We start from the raw sequence: 17244 nt of genomic DNA on the forward strand, positions 1-17244 counted from the left end.
GGCGCGGCGGCGCTAGGCGATCAGCAGATAATCTTCAACCTTGCTGACGCCCGGCTCCGACCAGGCCGCACGCTCGACCACTTCTCGCTCGCGCAACAAATGCACCTTGCCTTCCAGCTTGACCACGCCACCGTTGACCGTGACGCGGATGCAGGCGGCGTTGATATCGGGTTTGAATTCCAGCGCTTCGAGCACAAGGTCTCGCAAGTCCAGGTCGTTCATGATGGGCTCCGGTAGCGGCCAGGGGAGGGGCTGAAGTGCCCTGAGCCTTTGTTTCTACCCTTATGCCGGCCAACGCAATTGACAAATGTCAGGCTGCGGCGCACGCCGCCTTGGATACTCAGCGTGTCTTGGGCATGCATGAGGCTACGGACATGCGACGTTATGTGCTTTGCGGGTGGGCAAGCCTGCTGCTGATTACTGTTTCAGGCTGCACGGCGTGGCGCGCCGAGGAATACGATGCGCGCCTGGAATCGGCGGAGAACAACGCCGCCACCGCGAGGTTGCGCGCCGATCAGGTGTGTTACCGCATCGATCTGGTCGAGCAGACTGCCAACGAGGCGCTACGGCGGGCAACCCAGGCTCAGGACGAGGTGCAGCAACTGCGCCAGCAGGCCAGACGCAAGTAGCGACCTGAGTGATCAGGCCGGCCCACCGTTGGAGGCAATCATGAGCCATTATTGGCATCGCGATTGAGACGGGCCGCCGGATTGCATGGCACGGCGCGTTGCAACCCGGCGGCCAATCAACCGTGGATCGCCAGAATGCTCGAATGCACTTTGTACAGGGTCTGCTCGGTGGTACTGCCGATGACCTTGGTCAACCCTTCATGGTACAGCGTGCCCATGACGACCACATCGAAGCCATGCTGGTTGGCGTATTCGCTGATGGCACTACGGGCAGCCCCGCGTATCAGGTGCAAGTGGTCCGGCTTGATGCCGTAGTGGCCCGCGAATCGGGTCAGGCGCTCCCGAGCTCTACCCGTCAAGTCTTCGATCATTTCAGGGGGCCACGCCACGGGTGCGGCGGCGTAGGCGACGAAGCTCGGGCTGGGTTCATAGGCCTGGAGCACATGCAGTTGCGCCTTGCAGCGCCGCGCCAGCGCCTGTGCAGCCTGCAGGATACGGTCGTTGCACTTGTCCACTGCGGCGTCGTCTTCGAGCAGATCGACGGCCGCCAGCACCTGCGCAGGCAGTGCCGCGTCAGCCTGGGCCACCAGATGTAATGGAATCGGGCAACGGCGCAGCAACTGCCAATCCAGTGGCGTGAGCAGGGCACGGCTGACGGCGGTTTCGTGGCGGATGTCCTTGATCAGCATCTCCACGCGGTGTAGCTGCGCCAGTCGGATCAGGTCCTTGAGTGGGTCATCGTCATCCAGCGTTTCGGCATAGGCGGTAATGCCCTGCTCGCCAAGCGCCTTTGCCTGTTCGTTCAGCCATGCCTTGCGGTGCTCGGCGTCTTGCTTGCGGGCACTGCTGCGCAGCACCTGGTCAAGGGTGGTCAGGCGTGACGGTAGTTGGCTCAGCACCACCAGGTGCAAGGCGGAGCCTGTGGCCTTGGCCAACGCTTGCGCGCGCGCCAGGGCTGGCGAGGGGTGCAGGTCCGGATGGCAGATCAGTAGCAGTCGCGTCAAAGCATTCATGATGGCCTCCGCAGCGATGGCCGTCGCCGGGAAGGCATACGGGCTCAGGCGTAGGGTGCCGCGATGGCACCTGGGGGCCTTGATTTTTATCAGGAACGAACCAGCCCCGGCTCCGATAATGGCATGCATATGCATACCTGCAGCCGCGCCGGGAGGTGCCCGATGAAGCCGTATCGCCGGATCCTCTTGATCATGACCGAGGCCAAGACCAATGCCGCGCTGTCCCGGGCCATGGCCCTGGCAGCGGCGTCTGGTGCCGCCCTGCAGGTGCTGGGTATCCATGAACCCGGCGAACTGCGCCTGCGCCACGAGTTGCAGGCAACCCCGCTACCTTCCGTTTCCTTCGTGCACTTCAGCACCGAGCTCAAGGCGCTGCTCGACGAACAGCCTGCCAGGGGGGCGCGCCCAGGTTTCGAGGCTGTGGAAACCGCCGATCCCCGCGGCCTGATGCCGGCTTGCATCGCCCGCTACTCGCCTGACCTGGTGATCAAGGCCTGCCCGGGCTGTTCGCTGAGTGATCAATTGGCTCGGACCTCGCTTGACCAGGTGCTGCTGCATGCGAGCGAGGTGCCGTTGATGTTCGTGCCGGCCAATGCCCCGGCCATGCCAGGTAACGTGCTGGTGGCGGTGGATGTTTCGAGAATGAAGGTGTGACAGGCGAGCGACCGGCAAGCACAGCGCTAAGATAGAGTCGGTTCATTTCTGCACTTAGATAGGGAGCACTGAGATGATTGTTGATATGGCTGCCTTCACGCCGTGGTCGGCATTGGCAGGCGGGGGACTGATCGGCCTGGCCGCCGGGCTGTTCGTGGTGGCAAACGGGCGCATTGCCGGAATCAGCGGTCTGCTCGGCTCGCTGTTGCAGCGCACGGGAGAAGGGCGAGGCGAAAAACTGTTCTTCTTGCTGGGCATCATCGCCGCGCCACTGTTGTGGCGAGCGTTCTCGGCGATGCCCCCGGTGCATTTCAGCACGGTCCCTTGGTTGCTCATGGTTGCGGGGCTTCTGGTGGGCCTGGGCACCCGCTACGGCAGCGGCTGCACCAGTGGCCACGGGGTATGCGGCCTGTCTCGCCTGTCCCCACGCTCGGCGGTGGCGACGTTGTGCTTCATGGCGGCCGGCTTTGCCACCGTCTTCGTGGTTCGCCACCTTTTCCCAGGAGCATGAAATGACCCGGATCAGCGCATTCATCGCGGGGTTGCTGTTCGGCATGGGGTTGTTGCTGTCCGGTATGGCGAACCCCGCCAAAGTACTTGGATTTCTTGATCTCGCCGGGCAGTGGGACCCGTCGCTGGCGCTGGTCATGGTGGGCGCCATCGGAGCGGCATTGCTGCCCATGGCCTGGGCGCGTCGGCACCCTGTGGCCATGTTCGGCGGCGCGATGCAGTTGCCGGCCCGGCGTGACATTGACCGTCGGCTGGTCGGTGGCAGCCTGACCTTCGGCGTTGGCTGGGGGCTTGCCGGGGTATGCCCGGGACCTGCCCTGGTGTTGCTGGGCGGCGGTTATTGGCAAGGCTGGCTGTTCGTGGCCGCGATGCTGGCTGGCATGGCGTTGTTCAAGGGTTTGGAAGCGCCTGGCAAAAGCCGCCAGGCGTAAAACGGCCGGCGTTTGATGTTGATCGCTTCGACCGCGTCTTCAGGCGGCCCGCCTGTTTGCATCCGTCTTCAGATTCCCTTCAGATTCACCACGGATACTCCCCCTGACCAACCCATTCGGGGGGAGCTTCATGACTCAAGCCCTATGGAGCAGCCTGCTCCCATTGCCCATCGGCACCCATGCTGACCACCACGCCCACTTGTCCCTGCACGTTCATGACGATGAGAACCGTGGTGAACTTGAACATTTCATTCATCAGTGTTTTGCCAATGTCCACCATGCAGATGTCCACCATTACCTGCCGGAATTGTTGGCCCTGCGGGATAGCCATGGGCGGTTGATCGCCGCAACGGGGATGCGTCCGGCCAGCAGCGGGCCGCTGTTTCTCGAGCGCTATCTGGATGAACCCCTGGAAAACGCGATTTCCAGAGTGGCGGGCGTGCCGTTGGGGCGCGAGTGCATGGTCGAAGTTGGCAACCTGGCCTCGCTGAGCGCCGGCAGCGCCCGGATCATGATCACGACCGTGACCTGGCTGCTCGCCACACGGGGGTTGCAGTGGGTGGCGTTCACTGGCGCATCGACACTGATCAACAGTTTCCAACGCCTTGGGCTGGTGCCGACGGTGGTGGCCCAGGCCGACCCCGCCCGCCTGGACGAGTCGCTGCAGCATTGGGGGCACTATTACGACCAGCATCCGCAGGTGTTCGTTGGCAATATCCACCAGGGCTTCGAGCGCCTGGAGTCGGCAGGTGTATTCCGGCGTCTGGGGCTGCCTGCGCTGAGCGAGGAGGCCGGCCATGCCGCATGAACTGGAGCGTTTCAAGCAGTTGCTGCTTGCCCTTGGCCGTGATCGTGGCGATGCCCTGGCCGTGGAGGGCGCCAATGAGCGGTTCACCTACAAGCAATTGCTGGCCGAGGTCTGGCTGCGCGCCAAGGCCTTGAGCGCGCAACCTCCGGGCGTATTGGCGCTGGCGCTGGATAACGGCCCTGAATTGCTGTTCTGGGACCTGGCGGCACTGGTCTCGGAACGAGCCTGCGTAATCGTGCCAACGTTCTTCAGTACGGCGCAGGTGCGCCACTGCATCGAACAGTGCGGCGCACGCCTGGTGCTTTGCCAGCCGTCCTGGCAAGGCGTGTTCAGCCAGCTGGGCTTTGTGCCGCAGGAGGCATTCTGGACACGCGATCTGGCAGCGCCGGTGGTGCTGCCTGAAGGCACCGCCAAGGTCACCTATACCTCTGGCAGCACGGGTACGCCCAAGGGCGTTTGCCTGGGCGCCGATGCCATGCTGCGCGTCGCGCATGAACTGGAGCTGGCCAGCCGGCCTACCGAGCCCCAGCGCTACCTGGCGGTATTACCGCTGGGCGTACTGCTGGAAAACCTGGGCGTTTACGCCGCACTCATGGCAGGAGCCAGCGTGTTGCTCTACCCACAGGCGCAACTGGGTATGGGCGGCGCCAGCCAGGCCGATTTCAAGCGCTTGCTCGGGGCCATTGCCTTGAGCGGCGCGCAGAGCCTGATCCTGGTACCGCAGCTGTTGATGGGCCTGGTCACGGCGATCGAGCGGGGGCTGATGCGGGTTGGCCCATTGCGCTTCGTCGCGGTCGGTGGGGCACGGGTATCGCCCGGCCTGCTGGCGCGGGCCGAGGCCATCGGCTTGCCGGTTTTCGAGGGCTATGGGTTGTCGGAGTGTGCCTCGGTGGTGGCACTCAACCGCCCGGGGGCGATGCGCCGGGGCAGTGTCGGCCGGCCATTGCCCCATGTTCAGGTGCGTATCGCGGACGATGGCGAAGTGCTCGTCAGCGGCTCCGTGCTGCTTGGCTACCTTGGGGAGTTGCCCACTTCGTCGGCGTCGGCCTGGTGGGCCACGGGGGACCTCGGTTACTTCGACGACGACGGTTACCTGTATCTGAACGGGCGCAAGAAACACCAGTTCATCACCAGCTTCGGGCGCAACGTCAACCCCGAATGGGTGGAAGCCGAGCTGACCCAGAGCGGTGTGATCGCCCAGGCGTTCGTGCACGGCGAAGGGCTTGCGCGCAACCTGGCCTTGCTCTGGCCGCTTGACCCCGCTGCCACCGACGAGGCCATCGAGCAGGCTGTGCAGCGCAGCAACGCCACCTTGCCCGACTACGCCAGGGTGCATGCCTGGCGGCGCCTGCCAGGCCCACTGACGCCTGGCGAAGGCACCCTGACTGCCAATGGTCGCCCGCGACGTGAGGCGATCCTGCAGCGTTATCACACCCTGTTGTCCGAAATTTTGTTGTGAGGTCCGTCATGTCATTTTTCGACACCCTGCAGTTGCAAACCACCCACGAACGCCAGGCCCTGTTCGCGGTGCCGGTGATTCGTGAAGCCTTGGCCGGCCAGGTCAGCCGCGATAGCTACATCGCCTTCCTGACCCAGGCTTACTACCACGTGCGCCACACCGTGCCGCTGATGATGGCCTGCGGCGCGCGTTTGCCTTCGCGCCTGGAATGGTTGCGTGGCGCCGTCTGCGAGTACATCGAGGAGGAGTACGGCCACGAGCAGTGGATCCTCAACGATATCAAGGCCTGTGGCGGTGACTGGGAGGCGGTGCGTGACGGCCGACCGGCGTTGCCGATCGAGCTGATGGTCGCGTACCTGTATGACCTCATTGCCCGGGGCAACCCGGTGGGGCTGTTCGGCATGGTCAACGTCCTTGAGGGCACCAGCATCGCCCTGGCCACCCATGCCGCCGGTTCCATCCAGAGCAGCCTGGGGCTGCCGGACAGTGCCTTCAGCTACCTCAGCTCCCATGGTGCGCTGGACCAGGACCACATGGTCACCTACAAGCGGCTGATGGACCGGCTGGAGGAGGTCGATGATCACCAGGCAGTGATACAGGCCGCCAAGGTGGTTTACCGGTTATACACCGAGATGTTCGAAGGCTTGCCGCGTGCGGGCCAGGCCGAGGTGCAGCATGCGCTTGCCTGAGTCGGTCGTGGTGCTGACGGGCGCCAGTGGCGGCATCGGGCTGGAGCTGGCCGAGCAACTGTGCGCGGCCGGGGCCCGGGTGCTGGCGGTGAGCCGCCACCTGGGCAAGCTGGCAGGCCTGATGAACCGTTATCCGGACCGCCTGCGCTGGCAGACCGCCGACCTGCGTACCTCGCAAGGTCGCGAGCAGGTCGTCAGCCGGGCCCGTGAGATGGGTGGGTTCAATGTGCTGATCAATGCCGCCGGCGTGAACCGGTTCGCCTTGCTCGACCAGTTGGACGAACACGCCCTGGACGAGTTGCTGGACATCAACCTCAAGGCCCCCCTGCAACTGACCCGCGCCTGCCTGCCGCTGCTGCGCGAGCAACCCAAGGCGCTGGTGGTCAATGTCGGGTCCACCTATGGCTCGATCGGTTACCCCGGTTACGCCAGTTACTGCGCCAGCAAATTTGCATTGCGGGGGTTTTCCGAAGCGCTGCGGCGCGAGTTGGCCGACACCACGGTCAACGTGCTGTATGCCGCGCCGCGGGCCACCCGCACAGCCATGAACAGCAGCGCCGCGACGGCGCTCAATCAGGCGCTGAAAGTCGGCATGGACGATCCCGCCGATGTCGCCCGTGCCGTACTCGTGGCCGTGCAGTCCGAGCGCAGCGAACTGTACCTGGGTTGGCCTGAAAAGCTGTTCGTGCGCATCAACGGCATGTTGCCGGGGGTGGTCGATCGTGCGCTGCGCAAGCAACTGCCTGTTATTCGCCGCTACATCGGTAGCCATTCCAAGGAGTCGAGCAAATGAAGCGTCTGTTGATCGCCAGCTTGCTGGCATTCGCCCCCCTCAGCTGGGCACTGGACACGGCAGGCACGCAACACTTGAGCGATCTGCAACAGCGCTGGGCGCAGATCCAGTACCAGTTACCCAAGGAAAAACGCGCCGATGCATTTGAAAAGCTGGCCGGCGATGCCACTGCCTTCGTTCATCAATACCCCGGCTCGCCTGAGCCGTTGATCTGGGAGGGCATCATCCACAGCAGTTGGGCCGGCGCCGTGGGTGGCCTTGGCGCGCTGGGCAAGGTCAAGGCCGCCAAAGCCAGCCTGGAGCAGGCCATGAAGCTGGACCCCAACGCCCTGCAAGGGTCGGCCTACACCAGTTTGGGCACGCTCTACGACCAGGTGCCAGGCTGGCCGATCGGTTTTGGTGACGCTGAAATGGCCGACAAGTTGCTGCGCAAAGCCCTGCAGATCAACCCCAACGGGATCGACAGCAACTATTTCTGGGCCGACCATCTGTACCGGCAGAAACGCTACGCTGAAGCCACCGCAGCCTTGCAGAAGGCCAAGCAGGCACCGGCTCGTCCGGGGCGCGAACTGGCCGACCAGGGCCGGCGCGCCGATATCGATGCTTTACTCAAGGCGATCAAGGACAAACAGGACTGAACATGCGGCTACTGCTGGTTGAGGACGATATCGCCTTGGGTGAGGGCATCTGCGACGGCTTGCGCCAGGCGGGCTACACGCTCGACTGGCTGCGCGATGGCGTGAGTGGCTTGCATGCGTTGCAGCATGAAGCGTTCGACCTGGCCATTCTCGATCTCGGCTTGCCGCGCATGGATGGCATCGAACTGCTGCGGCGGGTGAGGGCAGGGGGCAACAGCCTGCCGGTGTTGATCCTCACCGCGCGGGATGCACTCGATGATCGCATCAGCGGTCTGGATGCCGGCGCTGATGATTATCTGGTGAAGCCGTTCGACCTCAACGAGTTGAAGGCCCGTTTGCGTGCCCTGCTGCGACGCAGCGCCGGGCGTGCGACGGTACTGATCGAACATGCCGGTGTCAGCCTTGACCCTGCCACGCAGCAAGTGCACTACAACGGCCTTGAAGTCATTCTGACCCCCAAGGAATACCGGCTGTTGCATGAGTTGTTGGCGCAACCGGGCAAGGTCTTCACTCGGGAACGCCTGACCCAGCTGTTGTATGGCTGGGATGAGGAGCCCGAGAGCAATACGCTGGAGGTGAACATCTACCATCTGCGCAAGAAACTCTTCAATGGCCTGATCCGCACGGTCCGTGGTATCGGCTACCTGGTCGAGGGCAAGGCATGAGTTCGCTGCGTCAACGAACGCTCTGGCGCGTGATGCTGTTGCTGTTGGTCGGTACGGGTTTGCTGGTGCTCTACAACTACCACGACAGCCGTCATGAAATTAACGAGGTGTATGACGCGCACCTCGCGCAAAATGCGCGTTTGCTGCAGGGCATCATGAGCATGCCTGTGCAGGGTGACGCGCGTGACGCGATGTACCGGGCTTTCAACGAAGCATTGGGGCAGGCGGGGCGTCATCGGGTCGGGCACCCCTACGAAAGCAAGTTGGCATTTCAAGTCTGGGGGCAGGGTGGTGTGTTGCTGGTGCATACACCGAGTGCACCCAGGCTTGATCCATTGCCGAGTACCCCGGGTTTCTACGACTTTTTAAGCGGCGACAAGCAATGGCGCGGTTTCGTTTTGCCGGTACCGGAAAAAAACTGGGTGATCTGGGTCGGCGAGCGTGACGATGTGCGTTACGACCTCATAGACCGAATTGTTCGCCACACCTTGTTCCCGTTCCTGCTCGGTAGCCTGGCCTTGGTGTTGTTGGTCTGGGCGGCCATCGGTTGGGGGCTGCGGCCGTTGCAGAACATGGCCAATGTCATCCGCGGGCGGCACGCCGATTCGCTGGAGCCACTGCAGCTGGTGCCTTTGCCATCCGAGCTTGAGCCCATGCAGGCGGCCATCAACCGCCTGTTGGCGCAGATCGAGGACTTGCTGCGGCGTGAGCATCGCTTCATTGCCGATGCCGCCCATGAGATGCGCACACCGTTGGCAGTGCTGCGATTGCATGCACAGAACGCGCTGGAAGCCAGTCACGAGGCCGAGCGCCACAAGGCACTGGGTTTTCTGATCAGCGGCGTCGATCGGCTGACCCGGGTGGTCAATCAGCTGCTGACACTGGCCCGTGTCGAGCCTCGGCTGGGGCAACGCGCTACTGTCCAGGTCGACCTGGCCCAGGTCGTCACCGACACCTTGGCCGAACTGACTCCGTGGATACTCGACCGTGGCCTTGAGCCTTCGCTGGACATTGGCGAGGGAGACCACCATCTGGCCATTGATGCCGGTGCGTTGACGATTGCGCTGCAGAACCTGGTTTCCAACGCGGTAGAGCATTCGCCCCCGGGAGGGCGCATCACGGTGCTGCTCAGGCGCCTGGAAACGCGTTTCGAGCTGATTGTCGAGGACGAGGGGCCGGGTATCGAAGCCGATGAGCTATCACGCGTATTCGAACGTTTCTACAGCCGTAACAGCCCCAATGGTGCCGGCCTGGGGCTGTCCATCGTGGCTACCATCATTGACCGTCTTGGCGGGCGGGTGCATCTCGAGAACCGAGTCAGTGGTGGATTGGCAGCTACCTTGTCGTTGCCTCTGGCCTGAGGCAACCGTCTATCTCACTTCAGACTTCCTTAAGCTTGAGTTGGCAACTTGGCGCTGTCCGGTTGCCGGCAGTGGCCTGCTCATTGAAGTCTCGTGGCAACGGATATCTCTTTCAGTTATCTGAGGTCATGGATATGCAGCACGCATCAAGAGTTGACCGCTATGGTCGCCTGTCCATCATCATGCATTGGAGCATGGTCATTCTCTTTGTCGGCATTTATGCCTGTGTCGAACTGCGCGGGGCGTTACCCAAGGGGCACGTGCTCAAAGGCCCCCTGCTGGGTGGCCACGCCATGCTGGGGATTGCTGTATTCGTGTTGGTCTGGGTGCGCCTGCTGGGGCGGCTCATCCCTCGACCACCCATTGTGCCCAAGCCTCCTGTCTGGCAGGCGGCGATGGCCAGCGTCACTCACCTGGCGCTGTATGGCTTGATGATCGCTACGCCGCTTTTGGCTTGGTTGATGCTGGCCGCTGCAGGCAAACCCCTGCCTTACTGGGGCTTCAGCCTGCCCTCGCCGTTGTCCGTGGATCCCGCGCTGGCGAGGACGCTGAAGGACTGGCATGAGCTGGTTGGCAATGCAGGCTATGCACTGATCGGGCTGCATGCTTGTGCAGGCCTGGTGCATCACTATTGGATCAAGGACAACACCCTCAAGCGTATGTTGCCGGGGTGATTTTGCTCGGGGACTGGCGCGGGTACCGATTGCGGCCTTGCGGCCGCATACGGTCAGGTGTTGTGGCTCACTTGATCAGCGGCACGCCACTGAGCTTCTGCAGCTCTTCAAAGTCGATGTCCGCGCAGATCTCGACCACTTTCAGGCCATCGGTGGTCACTTCCAGCACGGCCAGGTCGGTGTAGATGCGGCTGACGCAACCGATGCCGGTCAGCGGGTAGGTGCACTCGGGCACCAGCTTGCTTTCGCCGGACTTGGTCAGGTGGTCCATCATCACGAACACCTGGCGGGCGCCAGTGGCCAGGTCCATCGCGCCGCCCACGGCGGGGATCGAACCTTCGGCGCCGGTGTGCCAGTTGGCCAGGTCGCCCTTGACCGAGACCTGGAAGGCGCCCAGCACGGCGATGTCCAGGTGGCCGCCACGCATCATCGAGAACGAGTCGGCGTGGTGGAAGAAGGCACCGCCGGTGAGCAGGGTCACGTGCTGCTTGCCAGCGTTGATCAGGTCATCGTCTTCCTCGCCCGGCGCCGGGCTTGGGCCCATGCCCAGCAGGCCGTTCTCGCTGTGCAGGAACACTTCCTTGTCGCCCAGGTAGTTGGCCACCAGAGTCGGTGCGCCGATGCCCAGGTTGACGTAGGCACCTTCCTGGATGTCTGCGGCCACGCGCTGGGCCATCTCGGTGCGGGAGAGCTTTTTGGTGATGGTCATGGCAGGCCTCAGACAGCGGTGGCGATCGAAGAAGCGGTAGCGCCGGAAACGGCAACCACGCGCTGGACGAAGATACCCGGGGTGATGATGTGTTCCGGGTCCAGTTCACCGAGCTCGACGATCTGGTCGACCTGGGCGATGGCGGTCTTGGCGGCCATGGCCATGATCGGGCCGAAGTTGCGCGCGGCCTTGCGGTACACCAGGTTGCCCCAACGGTCGCCCTTGTGCGCCTTGATCAGCGCGAAGTCGGCGTGCAGCGGCATTTCCAGCACGTACTGGCGGCCGTCGATCTCGCGGGTTTCCTTGCCTTCGGCCAGCAGGGTGCCGTAGCCGGTCGGCGAGAAGAATGCACCGATGCCCGAACCTGCAGCGCGGATACGTTCGGCCAGGTTGCCTTGTGGTACCACTTCCAGTTCGATCTTGCCGGCGCGGTACAGTTCGTCGAAGACGTAGGAGTCAGACTGGCGCGGGAAGGAACAGATGACCTTGCGCACGCTGCCGGCCATCAGCAGAGCGGCCAGGCCGATCTCGCCGTTGCCGGCGTTGTTGCTGATGATGGTCAGGTCGCGGGCACCGGTGGCGATCAGGCCATCGATGAGTTCGGACGGCATCCCGGCGGTGCCGAAGCCACCGACCATGATGGTCGAACCGTCGGTAATCCCTTCCACCGCGCTGGCGATGGACTCAAACGTTTTATTGATCACAGCGAGCTCCTGGTTCTTCCTGGAGTATGGATTGTCGACCTGGCCGCGTGTTGACGCGGTGGGGCCATTCAGCGCGTTGGCGTTGTGTGCTGACGTGTCCATAGCGTGCCGCAATACGGTGCAACAGTAGAGAGGGTGGAGAGGAATTTGTGCGGTTACCGAACAATTGTGCGATTTCTGAGCGGCCCGGATGACGGGCGTTCACTCGGATGCAAACGACGGTCGTTCCGCGAACCAGGCCACCGCCAGCGCCTTGAACGCTTCAGCCGAAGGCGTCAGCGGATAGCGCTGGTCATGGGCCAGGACGATGCTGTGAGCGGGCAGCTTTTCCTCGGTCGGCCGACAGACCAGTGCTTGTCCATCGTAGCTACGGTCACCAAACGGCCGGGTGTAGATCAGCGCCACGCCAAAGCCATTGGCGACCAGGCTGCGCTGCAGTTCGAAGGTGCGCACACGGTGCACAACGGCGGGGACAAGGTCGTAAAAGCTGAACAGGTCCAGTACATGCTGCCAGCTTTGCGCCTGGTCGGTGACCACCAGGGTGTATTCGGCCAGTGCCTTGAGGCTGACACATGGCTCCTTGGCCAACGGGTGATCGGCCGCCAGAAGTACCTGAGCGGTCAGCTGGCACAGCTCGGTGGTTTGCGTGTTCGGCGGCAAACCCAGGTCGTAGGTGATTGCCAGTTCGATCGCCCCTTCACTGAGGCGCTTGCCCACGTAATCGAAGCTGCCATCGCGCATGTCGACCGTGACCCTTGGGCAGGACTCCTGCATCCGCCGCACGATCTGCGGCAGGCAATAGGGCGCCAGGTCTTCGAAACAGCCGACCACCAGTTCTCCGACACACTCGCCTGCATCGGCATTGATCTCGGCAAAGGTCTGCGCCTCTGCCAGCACGCGGCGGGCCTGGGCCATGACGGTACGACCGAATGGCGTCAGCGAGATGCCCAGGCCCCGTTGGCGTATGAAGATCGCTTGCCCCAGCACCTGCTCCAGTTCGGTGATCGCCGCCGAGATCGAGGGTTGTGAAACATGAAGCTCCATGGCGGCAACCGTCAGGTTGCCGTGCTTGGCCGCTGTGAGTGCATAGCGCAGTTGCCGCAGGGTGAACTTCATAGGTTTTTCCGTTGTGATGCATCAGGACTTATTATTTCTTCCTTTCTTGTGGTTGTGAAATATTTCTCCCGTGCAAATGTTCTTGTTCGGGAGCGTCACAATGACAACTACAAAAGCTCTGCTTGCCACAACACTTTCTATCGGGCTGCTGGCGTCCGCTGGCGCCAGCCAGGCGGCCGGTTGGTGCGAGTCTGGCAAGCCGGTGAAATTCGCCGGTTTGAACTGGGAAAGCGGGATGCTGCTCACGGATGTGATGCAGTTCGTACTGAAAAATGGCTATGGCTGCGATACCGACAGCCTGCCGGGCAACTCCATTTCCATGGAAAACGCCCTGAGCAGTAATGATATCCAGGTGTTTGCCGAAGAGTGGGTAGGGCGCAGCGAGGTCTGGAACAAGGCCGCGGCCGCCGGCAAGGTCGTCGGCGTCGGCTCGCCGGTGGTCGGCGCGGTCGAAGGCTGGTATGTGCCGCGTTATGTGATCGAAGGCGATGCCAAGCGCAAGCTCGAAGCCAAGGCACCGAACCTCAGGAACATCGCCGATCTGGGCCAATACGCCCAGGTGTTCAAGGACCCGGAAGAACCGGACAAGGGCCGTTTCTACAACTGCCCGGCCGGCTGGACCTGTGAGCTGGACAACAGCGAGATGCTGAAGAGCTACGGCCTGGAAAACACCTACACCAACTTCCGCCCGGGCACCGGCCCGGCACTGGATGCCGCCGTGCTGTCGAGCTACAAGCGTGGCGAGCCGATCCTCTTCTACTACTGGTCGCCAACCCCGCTGATGGGCCAGGCCGACCTGGTCAAGCTGGACGAGAAACCCGGCGTGGATAAGTCCGTGACCATCAAGGTGGGCGTATCGAAGACCTTCCACGAGCAGGCGCCGGAGCTGGTGGCGGTGCTGGAAAAGGTCAACCTGCCGATCGACCTGCTGAACCAGAACCTGGGGCGCATGAGCAAGGAGCGTATCGAGTCGCCGGAGCTGGCCAAGCTGTTCCTCAAGGAGCACCCCGAAGTCTGGCACAGCTGGGTCAGCGAAGACGCAGCCAAAAAGGTAGACGCGGCACTCTGAGGGTGTGAGCGGGTCCGGCGCCTGCCGGGCACGCCATACAGCAGTCCGCTTCAAGCACTTGCTCGAGAGAATTCCATGTTTCCCAAGAACTTCACGTTTTCCATTGCCGACTGGGTCAATGGCTGGGTCGATGCGCTCGTCACCAACTACGGCGACGTGTTCCGGCACATTTCCGACACCTTGCTGTGGGCCATCGTCAACCTCGAAGGCCTGCTGCGAGCAACCCCCTGGTGGCTGATGCTGGCTGTCGTCGGTGGTATTGCCTGGCACGCCACCCGCAAGATCGTACCCACGGCGGTGATCGTCGGTTTGCTGTTCCTGGTCGGGGCGGTAGGGCTCTGGGACAAGCTGATGCAGACCCTGGCACTGATGCTGGTCGCCACGCTGATATCGGTGCTGGTCGGCATTCCGCTGGGCATCCTGTCGGCGCGCAACGATCGCCTGCGGGCGGTGTTGATGCCGCTGCTCGACATCATGCAGACCATGCCCAGCTTCGTGTACCTGATTCCGGTGCTGATGCTGTTCGGCCTGGGCAAGGTGCCGGCGATCTTTGCCACCGTCATCTATGCCGCGCCGCCGCTGATCCGCCTGACCGACCTGGGCATTCGCCAGGTGGACGGCGAGGTCATGGAGGCGATCAATGCCTTTGGTGCCAATCGCCTGCAACAACTGTTCGGCGTGCAGCTGCCACTGGCGTTGCCGAGCATCATGGCCGGTATCAACCAGACCACCATGATGGCCCTGTCGATGGTGGTCATCGCCTCGATGATCGGTGCCCGTGGCCTGGGTGAAGACGTGCTGGTCGGCATCCAGACCCTGAACGTGGGCCGCGGCCTCGAAGCGGGCCTGGCCATTGTGATTCTGGCGGTTGTGATCGACCGCATTACCCAGGCCTATGGCCGGCCACGGCATGGGGTGGGCAAATGAGCGCCAAGCAGATGATGAACAAGATCGAAGTGAAGAACGTCTACAAGATTTTCGGGGCCCGCGCCGAGGATGCCCTGACGCTGATCCGCCAGAAAAAACCCAAGGACCAGGTGCTGGCCGAAACCGGCTGCGTGGTCGGGGTCAACAACCTGTCGTTGTCCATCGGCAGCGGTGAGATCTTCGTGATCATGGGCCTGTCGGGTTCGGGCAAGTCGACCCTGGTGCGGCACTTCAACCGCCTGATCGACCCGACCAGCGGCGAGATCCTGGTCGATGGCGAGGACATCCTGCAATACGACATGGACGCCCTGCGCGAATTCCGCCGGCACAAGATCAGCATGGTGTTCCAGAGCTTCGGCCTGTTGCCCCACCGTACCGTGCTGGACAACGTCGCCTATGGCCTGAAAGTCCGTGGCGAGAGCAAGGCCACCTGCACCGAGCGTGCCTTGCACTGGATCGCCACCGTGGGCCTCAAGGGTTATGAAAAATCGTACCCGCACCAGCTGTCGGGCGGCATGCGCCAGCGCGTCGGCCTGGCCCGTGCCCTGGCGGCCGACACCGACATCATCCTGATGGACGAAGCCTTCAGTGCGCTCGACCCACTGATCCGCGCCGAAATGCAGGACCAGTTGCTGGAACTGCAAAAGACCCTGCACAAGACCATCGTGTTCATCACCCACGACCTGGACGAAGCGGTGCGCATCGGCAACCGGATCGCCATCCTCAAGGACGGTCGCCTGATCCAGGTCGGCACGCCGAAGGAAATCCTCTACCAGCCTGCGGACGACTACGTTGATCGTTTCGTGCAGCGCCGCGTAGCTTCGCATTAAGGAACCGCGTGTATGTCGTTTGCCGAAAAAATCATCATCGCCGATGCGCCCGTGCGCTGGCAGGACGTGGTGGCCGTTGCGCGGCACGGGGCAAAGCTCGAGCTGGCGCCATCGGCCTGGGCGCGGATCGACAACGCCCAGGCGATCGTCCAGCGCATCGTTGCCAGTGGCGAGCGCGCCTATGGCGTCAACACCGGGCTGGGCGCCTTGTGCAATGTCTCGCTGCAGGACGAACAACTCAGCCAGCTGTCGCGCAACACCTTGCTCAGCCATGCCTGTGGCGTGGGCGCCGCGCTGTCGGATGAACAGACCCGGGCGATCATCTGCGCGGCGGTGATCAATTTCAGCCAGGGCCGGTCCGGCCTGCAGCGCAAGGTGGTCGAGGCGCTGCTGACATTGCTCAACCAGCACATCACGCCGCAAGTGCCGAAACAGGGGTCGGTGGGTTACCTGACCCACATGGCCCATATCAGCATCAGCTTGCTGGGGGTCGGCCAGGTCAGCTATCGGGGCCAGATCATGCCGGCGCAGCAAGCCTTGGACGAGGTTGGCCTGGCACCGGTCAAGCTGGGTGCCAAGGACGGCCTGTGCCTGGTCAACGGCACCCCGTGCATGACCGGCCTGAGCTGCCTGTCCCTGGACGACGCCACGCGCTTGAGCCAATGGGCGGACGTGATCGGCGCCATGAGCTTCGAGGCCCTGCGTGGCCAGCTCGATGCCTTCGACCCGGAGATCATCGCGCTGAAACCGCACCCCGGCATGCAGCGTGTGGGCAGTAATTTGCGCCGCCTGCTCGACGGCAGCGAAGTCATTGCCAGCAGCCATGGCATTCGCACCCAGGACGCCTTGAGCATTCGCTCGATTCCGCAGGTGCATGGCGCCGCGCGTGATCAGCTTGCCCACGCGGCACGGCAGATCGAAACCGAGCTCAACTCCACGACCGACAACCCGATGTTGCTGGGTACGCCTGAGTCGTATCGAGTGGTTTCCCAGGCCAATCCCCACGGCCAGTCCGTGGCCATGGCGGCCGATTTGCTGGCCATCGCCGTGGCCGAGATCGGGGCGATTGCCGAGCGCCGCCTCGATCGCCTGATCAACCCGTTGGTCAGCGGCTTACCGGCGTTCCTGGTCAGCCAGCCGGGGGTGAACTCGGGGATGATGATCGTCCAGTACGTGGCCGCTTCACTGTGTGCGGAAAACCGCCAGCTGGCGCAACCGGCCGTCATCGACAACTACGTCACCTCCGGGCTGCAGGAGGATCACTTGAGCATGGGTACCAATGCCGGGTTGAAGCTGCACCGCGCGCTGGAGAACTGTACGCAGATCCTCGCCATCGAATACCTGTTGGCGGCCCAGGCGTTCGAGTTCCTCAAGGAGCAGCGTTTTGGTGCAGGGACCGAGATTGCCTGGCGGTTGTTGCGTGAGCGGGTGCCGGCGTATGCCCAGGATCGGTGGCTGGCTCCGGATATTGTCAGTAGTGCTGCGATTTTGAAGGAGCCTGGGCTGTTGGGTGATGTGTTTCCCGGGTTGTTATGACATGACATCGTCTGCGCCTGTCAGATCGA

Annotated in this window: 21 protein-coding genes; 16 read left to right on the forward strand and 5 right to left on the reverse strand. The window is 62.9% G+C overall.

Translation table 11 applies throughout. The features are described from left to right. Positions 1 to 12: 12 nt before the first annotated feature. Positions 13 to 222, reverse strand: a complete 210-nt coding sequence (locus tag N430_RS06510) for a BON domain-containing protein (RefSeq protein ID WP_110634077.1) — start codon at positions 220 to 222, stop codon at positions 13 to 15. 152 nt (positions 223 to 374) lie between these two features. On the opposite strand from N430_RS06510, the gene N430_RS06515 reads away from it, so the two are divergent. Further along, on the forward strand, positions 375 to 629 hold the full coding sequence (locus N430_RS06515) for an outer membrane lipoprotein OprI (RefSeq protein WP_110634624.1): 255 nt from the start codon (positions 375 to 377) through the stop codon (positions 627 to 629). 116 nt (positions 630 to 745) lie between these two features. On the opposite strand, the gene N430_RS06520 is transcribed toward N430_RS06515, so the two are convergent. After that, entirely contained in the window at positions 746 to 1642 is an 897-nt protein-coding gene (locus N430_RS06520; protein ID WP_110634621.1) for a universal stress protein, read from the reverse strand. Positions 1643 to 1804: 162 nt separating this feature from the next. Here N430_RS06520 and N430_RS06525 point away from each other — a divergent pair, with 162 nt between their 5' ends. The 11 genes from N430_RS06525 (at position 1805) to N430_RS06575 (ending at position 10324) form a co-directional block, all read left to right on the forward strand. Then, a complete protein-coding gene (locus tag N430_RS06525) occupies positions 1805 to 2296 on the forward strand; it encodes a universal stress protein (protein ID WP_256592098.1) in 492 nt (163 codons plus the stop codon). 73 nt (positions 2297 to 2369) lie between these two features. After that, positions 2370 to 2807 carry a YeeE/YedE family protein gene (locus N430_RS06530; protein WP_110634074.1) on the forward strand — a complete coding sequence of 146 codons (438 nt, stop codon included), beginning with the start codon at positions 2370 to 2372 and terminating at the stop codon, positions 2805 to 2807. A 1-nt stretch (position 2808) separates the two neighbouring features. Then, a complete protein-coding gene (locus N430_RS06535) occupies positions 2809 to 3237 on the forward strand; it encodes a DUF6691 family protein (protein ID WP_110634071.1) in 429 nt (142 codons plus the stop codon). A 130-nt stretch (positions 3238 to 3367) separates the two neighbouring features. Beyond that, positions 3368 to 4045, forward strand: coding sequence for a thermostable hemolysin (locus N430_RS06540; RefSeq protein WP_110634068.1), 678 nt, complete (start codon positions 3368 to 3370; stop codon positions 4043 to 4045). Continuing rightward, on the forward strand, positions 4035 to 5504 hold the full coding sequence (locus N430_RS06545; RefSeq protein ID WP_110634065.1) for an AMP-binding protein: 1470 nt from the start codon (positions 4035 to 4037) through the stop codon (positions 5502 to 5504). Before N430_RS06540 ends, N430_RS06545 begins: the two co-directional genes overlap by 11 nt. 8 nt (positions 5505 to 5512) lie before the next feature. Beyond that, positions 5513 to 6193, forward strand: coding sequence for a TenA family transcriptional regulator (locus N430_RS06550; protein WP_110634062.1), 681 nt, complete (start codon positions 5513 to 5515; stop codon positions 6191 to 6193). Continuing rightward, positions 6180 to 6986: an SDR family oxidoreductase gene (locus N430_RS06555; RefSeq protein ID WP_060497652.1), complete on the forward strand. Its 807-nt coding sequence runs from the start codon at positions 6180 to 6182 to the stop codon at positions 6984 to 6986. Before N430_RS06550 ends, N430_RS06555 begins: the two co-directional genes overlap by 14 nt. Then, on the forward strand, positions 6983 to 7624 hold the full coding sequence (locus N430_RS06560; protein ID WP_110634059.1) for a hypothetical protein: 642 nt from the start codon (positions 6983 to 6985) through the stop codon (positions 7622 to 7624). Before N430_RS06555 ends, N430_RS06560 begins: the two co-directional genes overlap by 4 nt. A gap of 2 nt (positions 7625 to 7626) precedes the next feature. Next, the gene (locus N430_RS06565) at positions 7627 to 8289 is read left to right on the forward strand and encodes a response regulator (RefSeq protein ID WP_110634056.1); all 663 of its coding nucleotides are present in this window, start codon (positions 7627 to 7629) and stop codon (positions 8287 to 8289) included. Continuing rightward, on the forward strand, positions 8286 to 9650 hold the full coding sequence (locus tag N430_RS06570; protein WP_110634053.1) for an ATP-binding protein: 1365 nt from the start codon (positions 8286 to 8288) through the stop codon (positions 9648 to 9650). The genes N430_RS06565 and N430_RS06570 overlap by 4 nt, the downstream gene beginning before the upstream one ends. A gap of 134 nt (positions 9651 to 9784) precedes the next feature. Beyond that, positions 9785 to 10324 carry a cytochrome b gene (locus tag N430_RS06575; RefSeq protein WP_110634618.1) on the forward strand — a complete coding sequence of 180 codons (540 nt, stop codon included), beginning with the start codon at positions 9785 to 9787 and terminating at the stop codon, positions 10322 to 10324. A 67-nt stretch (positions 10325 to 10391) separates the two neighbouring features. Here N430_RS06575 and N430_RS06580 read toward each other — a convergent pair whose 3' ends face one another. The 3 genes from N430_RS06580 to N430_RS06590 form a co-directional block, all read right to left on the reverse strand. Beyond that, the gene (locus tag N430_RS06580) at positions 10392 to 11033 is read right to left on the reverse strand and encodes a 3-oxoacid CoA-transferase subunit B (protein ID WP_103446975.1); all 642 of its coding nucleotides are present in this window, start codon (positions 11031 to 11033) and stop codon (positions 10392 to 10394) included. Between the two features lie 8 nt (positions 11034 to 11041). Next, complete coding sequence (locus N430_RS06585) at positions 11042 to 11737, reverse strand: 3-oxoacid CoA-transferase subunit A (protein ID WP_110634050.1); 696 nt, start codon at positions 11735 to 11737, stop codon at positions 11042 to 11044. Positions 11738 to 11938: 201 nt separating this feature from the next. Then, positions 11939 to 12853 (reverse strand): LysR family transcriptional regulator, encoded by a 915-nt coding sequence (locus N430_RS06590; RefSeq protein ID WP_110634048.1) that lies wholly within the window; start codon positions 12851 to 12853, stop codon positions 11939 to 11941. Between the two features lie 100 nt (positions 12854 to 12953). On the opposite strand from N430_RS06590, the gene N430_RS06595 reads away from it, so the two are divergent. The 4 genes from N430_RS06595 to hutH all read left to right on the forward strand — a co-directional run bounded on the left by N430_RS06595 (position 12954) and on the right by hutH (position 17215). After that, positions 12954 to 13922 carry an ABC transporter substrate-binding protein gene (locus tag N430_RS06595; RefSeq protein WP_110634045.1) on the forward strand — a complete coding sequence of 323 codons (969 nt, stop codon included), beginning with the start codon at positions 12954 to 12956 and terminating at the stop codon, positions 13920 to 13922. A 75-nt stretch (positions 13923 to 13997) separates the two neighbouring features. Further along, on the forward strand, positions 13998 to 14849 hold the full coding sequence (locus tag N430_RS06600; RefSeq protein WP_103446979.1) for a proline/glycine betaine ABC transporter permease: 852 nt from the start codon (positions 13998 to 14000) through the stop codon (positions 14847 to 14849). 11 nt (positions 14850 to 14860) lie between these two features. Continuing rightward, positions 14861 to 15679 carry a glycine betaine/L-proline ABC transporter ATP-binding protein gene (locus tag N430_RS06605; RefSeq protein WP_371922764.1) on the forward strand — a complete coding sequence of 273 codons (819 nt, stop codon included), beginning with the start codon at positions 14861 to 14863 and terminating at the stop codon, positions 15677 to 15679. A 12-nt stretch (positions 15680 to 15691) separates the two neighbouring features. Then, entirely contained in the window at positions 15692 to 17215 is a 1524-nt protein-coding gene (hutH, locus tag N430_RS06610) for a histidine ammonia-lyase (RefSeq protein WP_110634039.1), read from the forward strand. Positions 17216 to 17244: the final 29 nt, after the last annotated feature.

Source organism: Pseudomonas sp. CC120222-01a (assembly GCF_003097235.1).
Lineage (GTDB): Bacteria > Pseudomonadota > Gammaproteobacteria > Pseudomonadales > Pseudomonadaceae > Aquipseudomonas.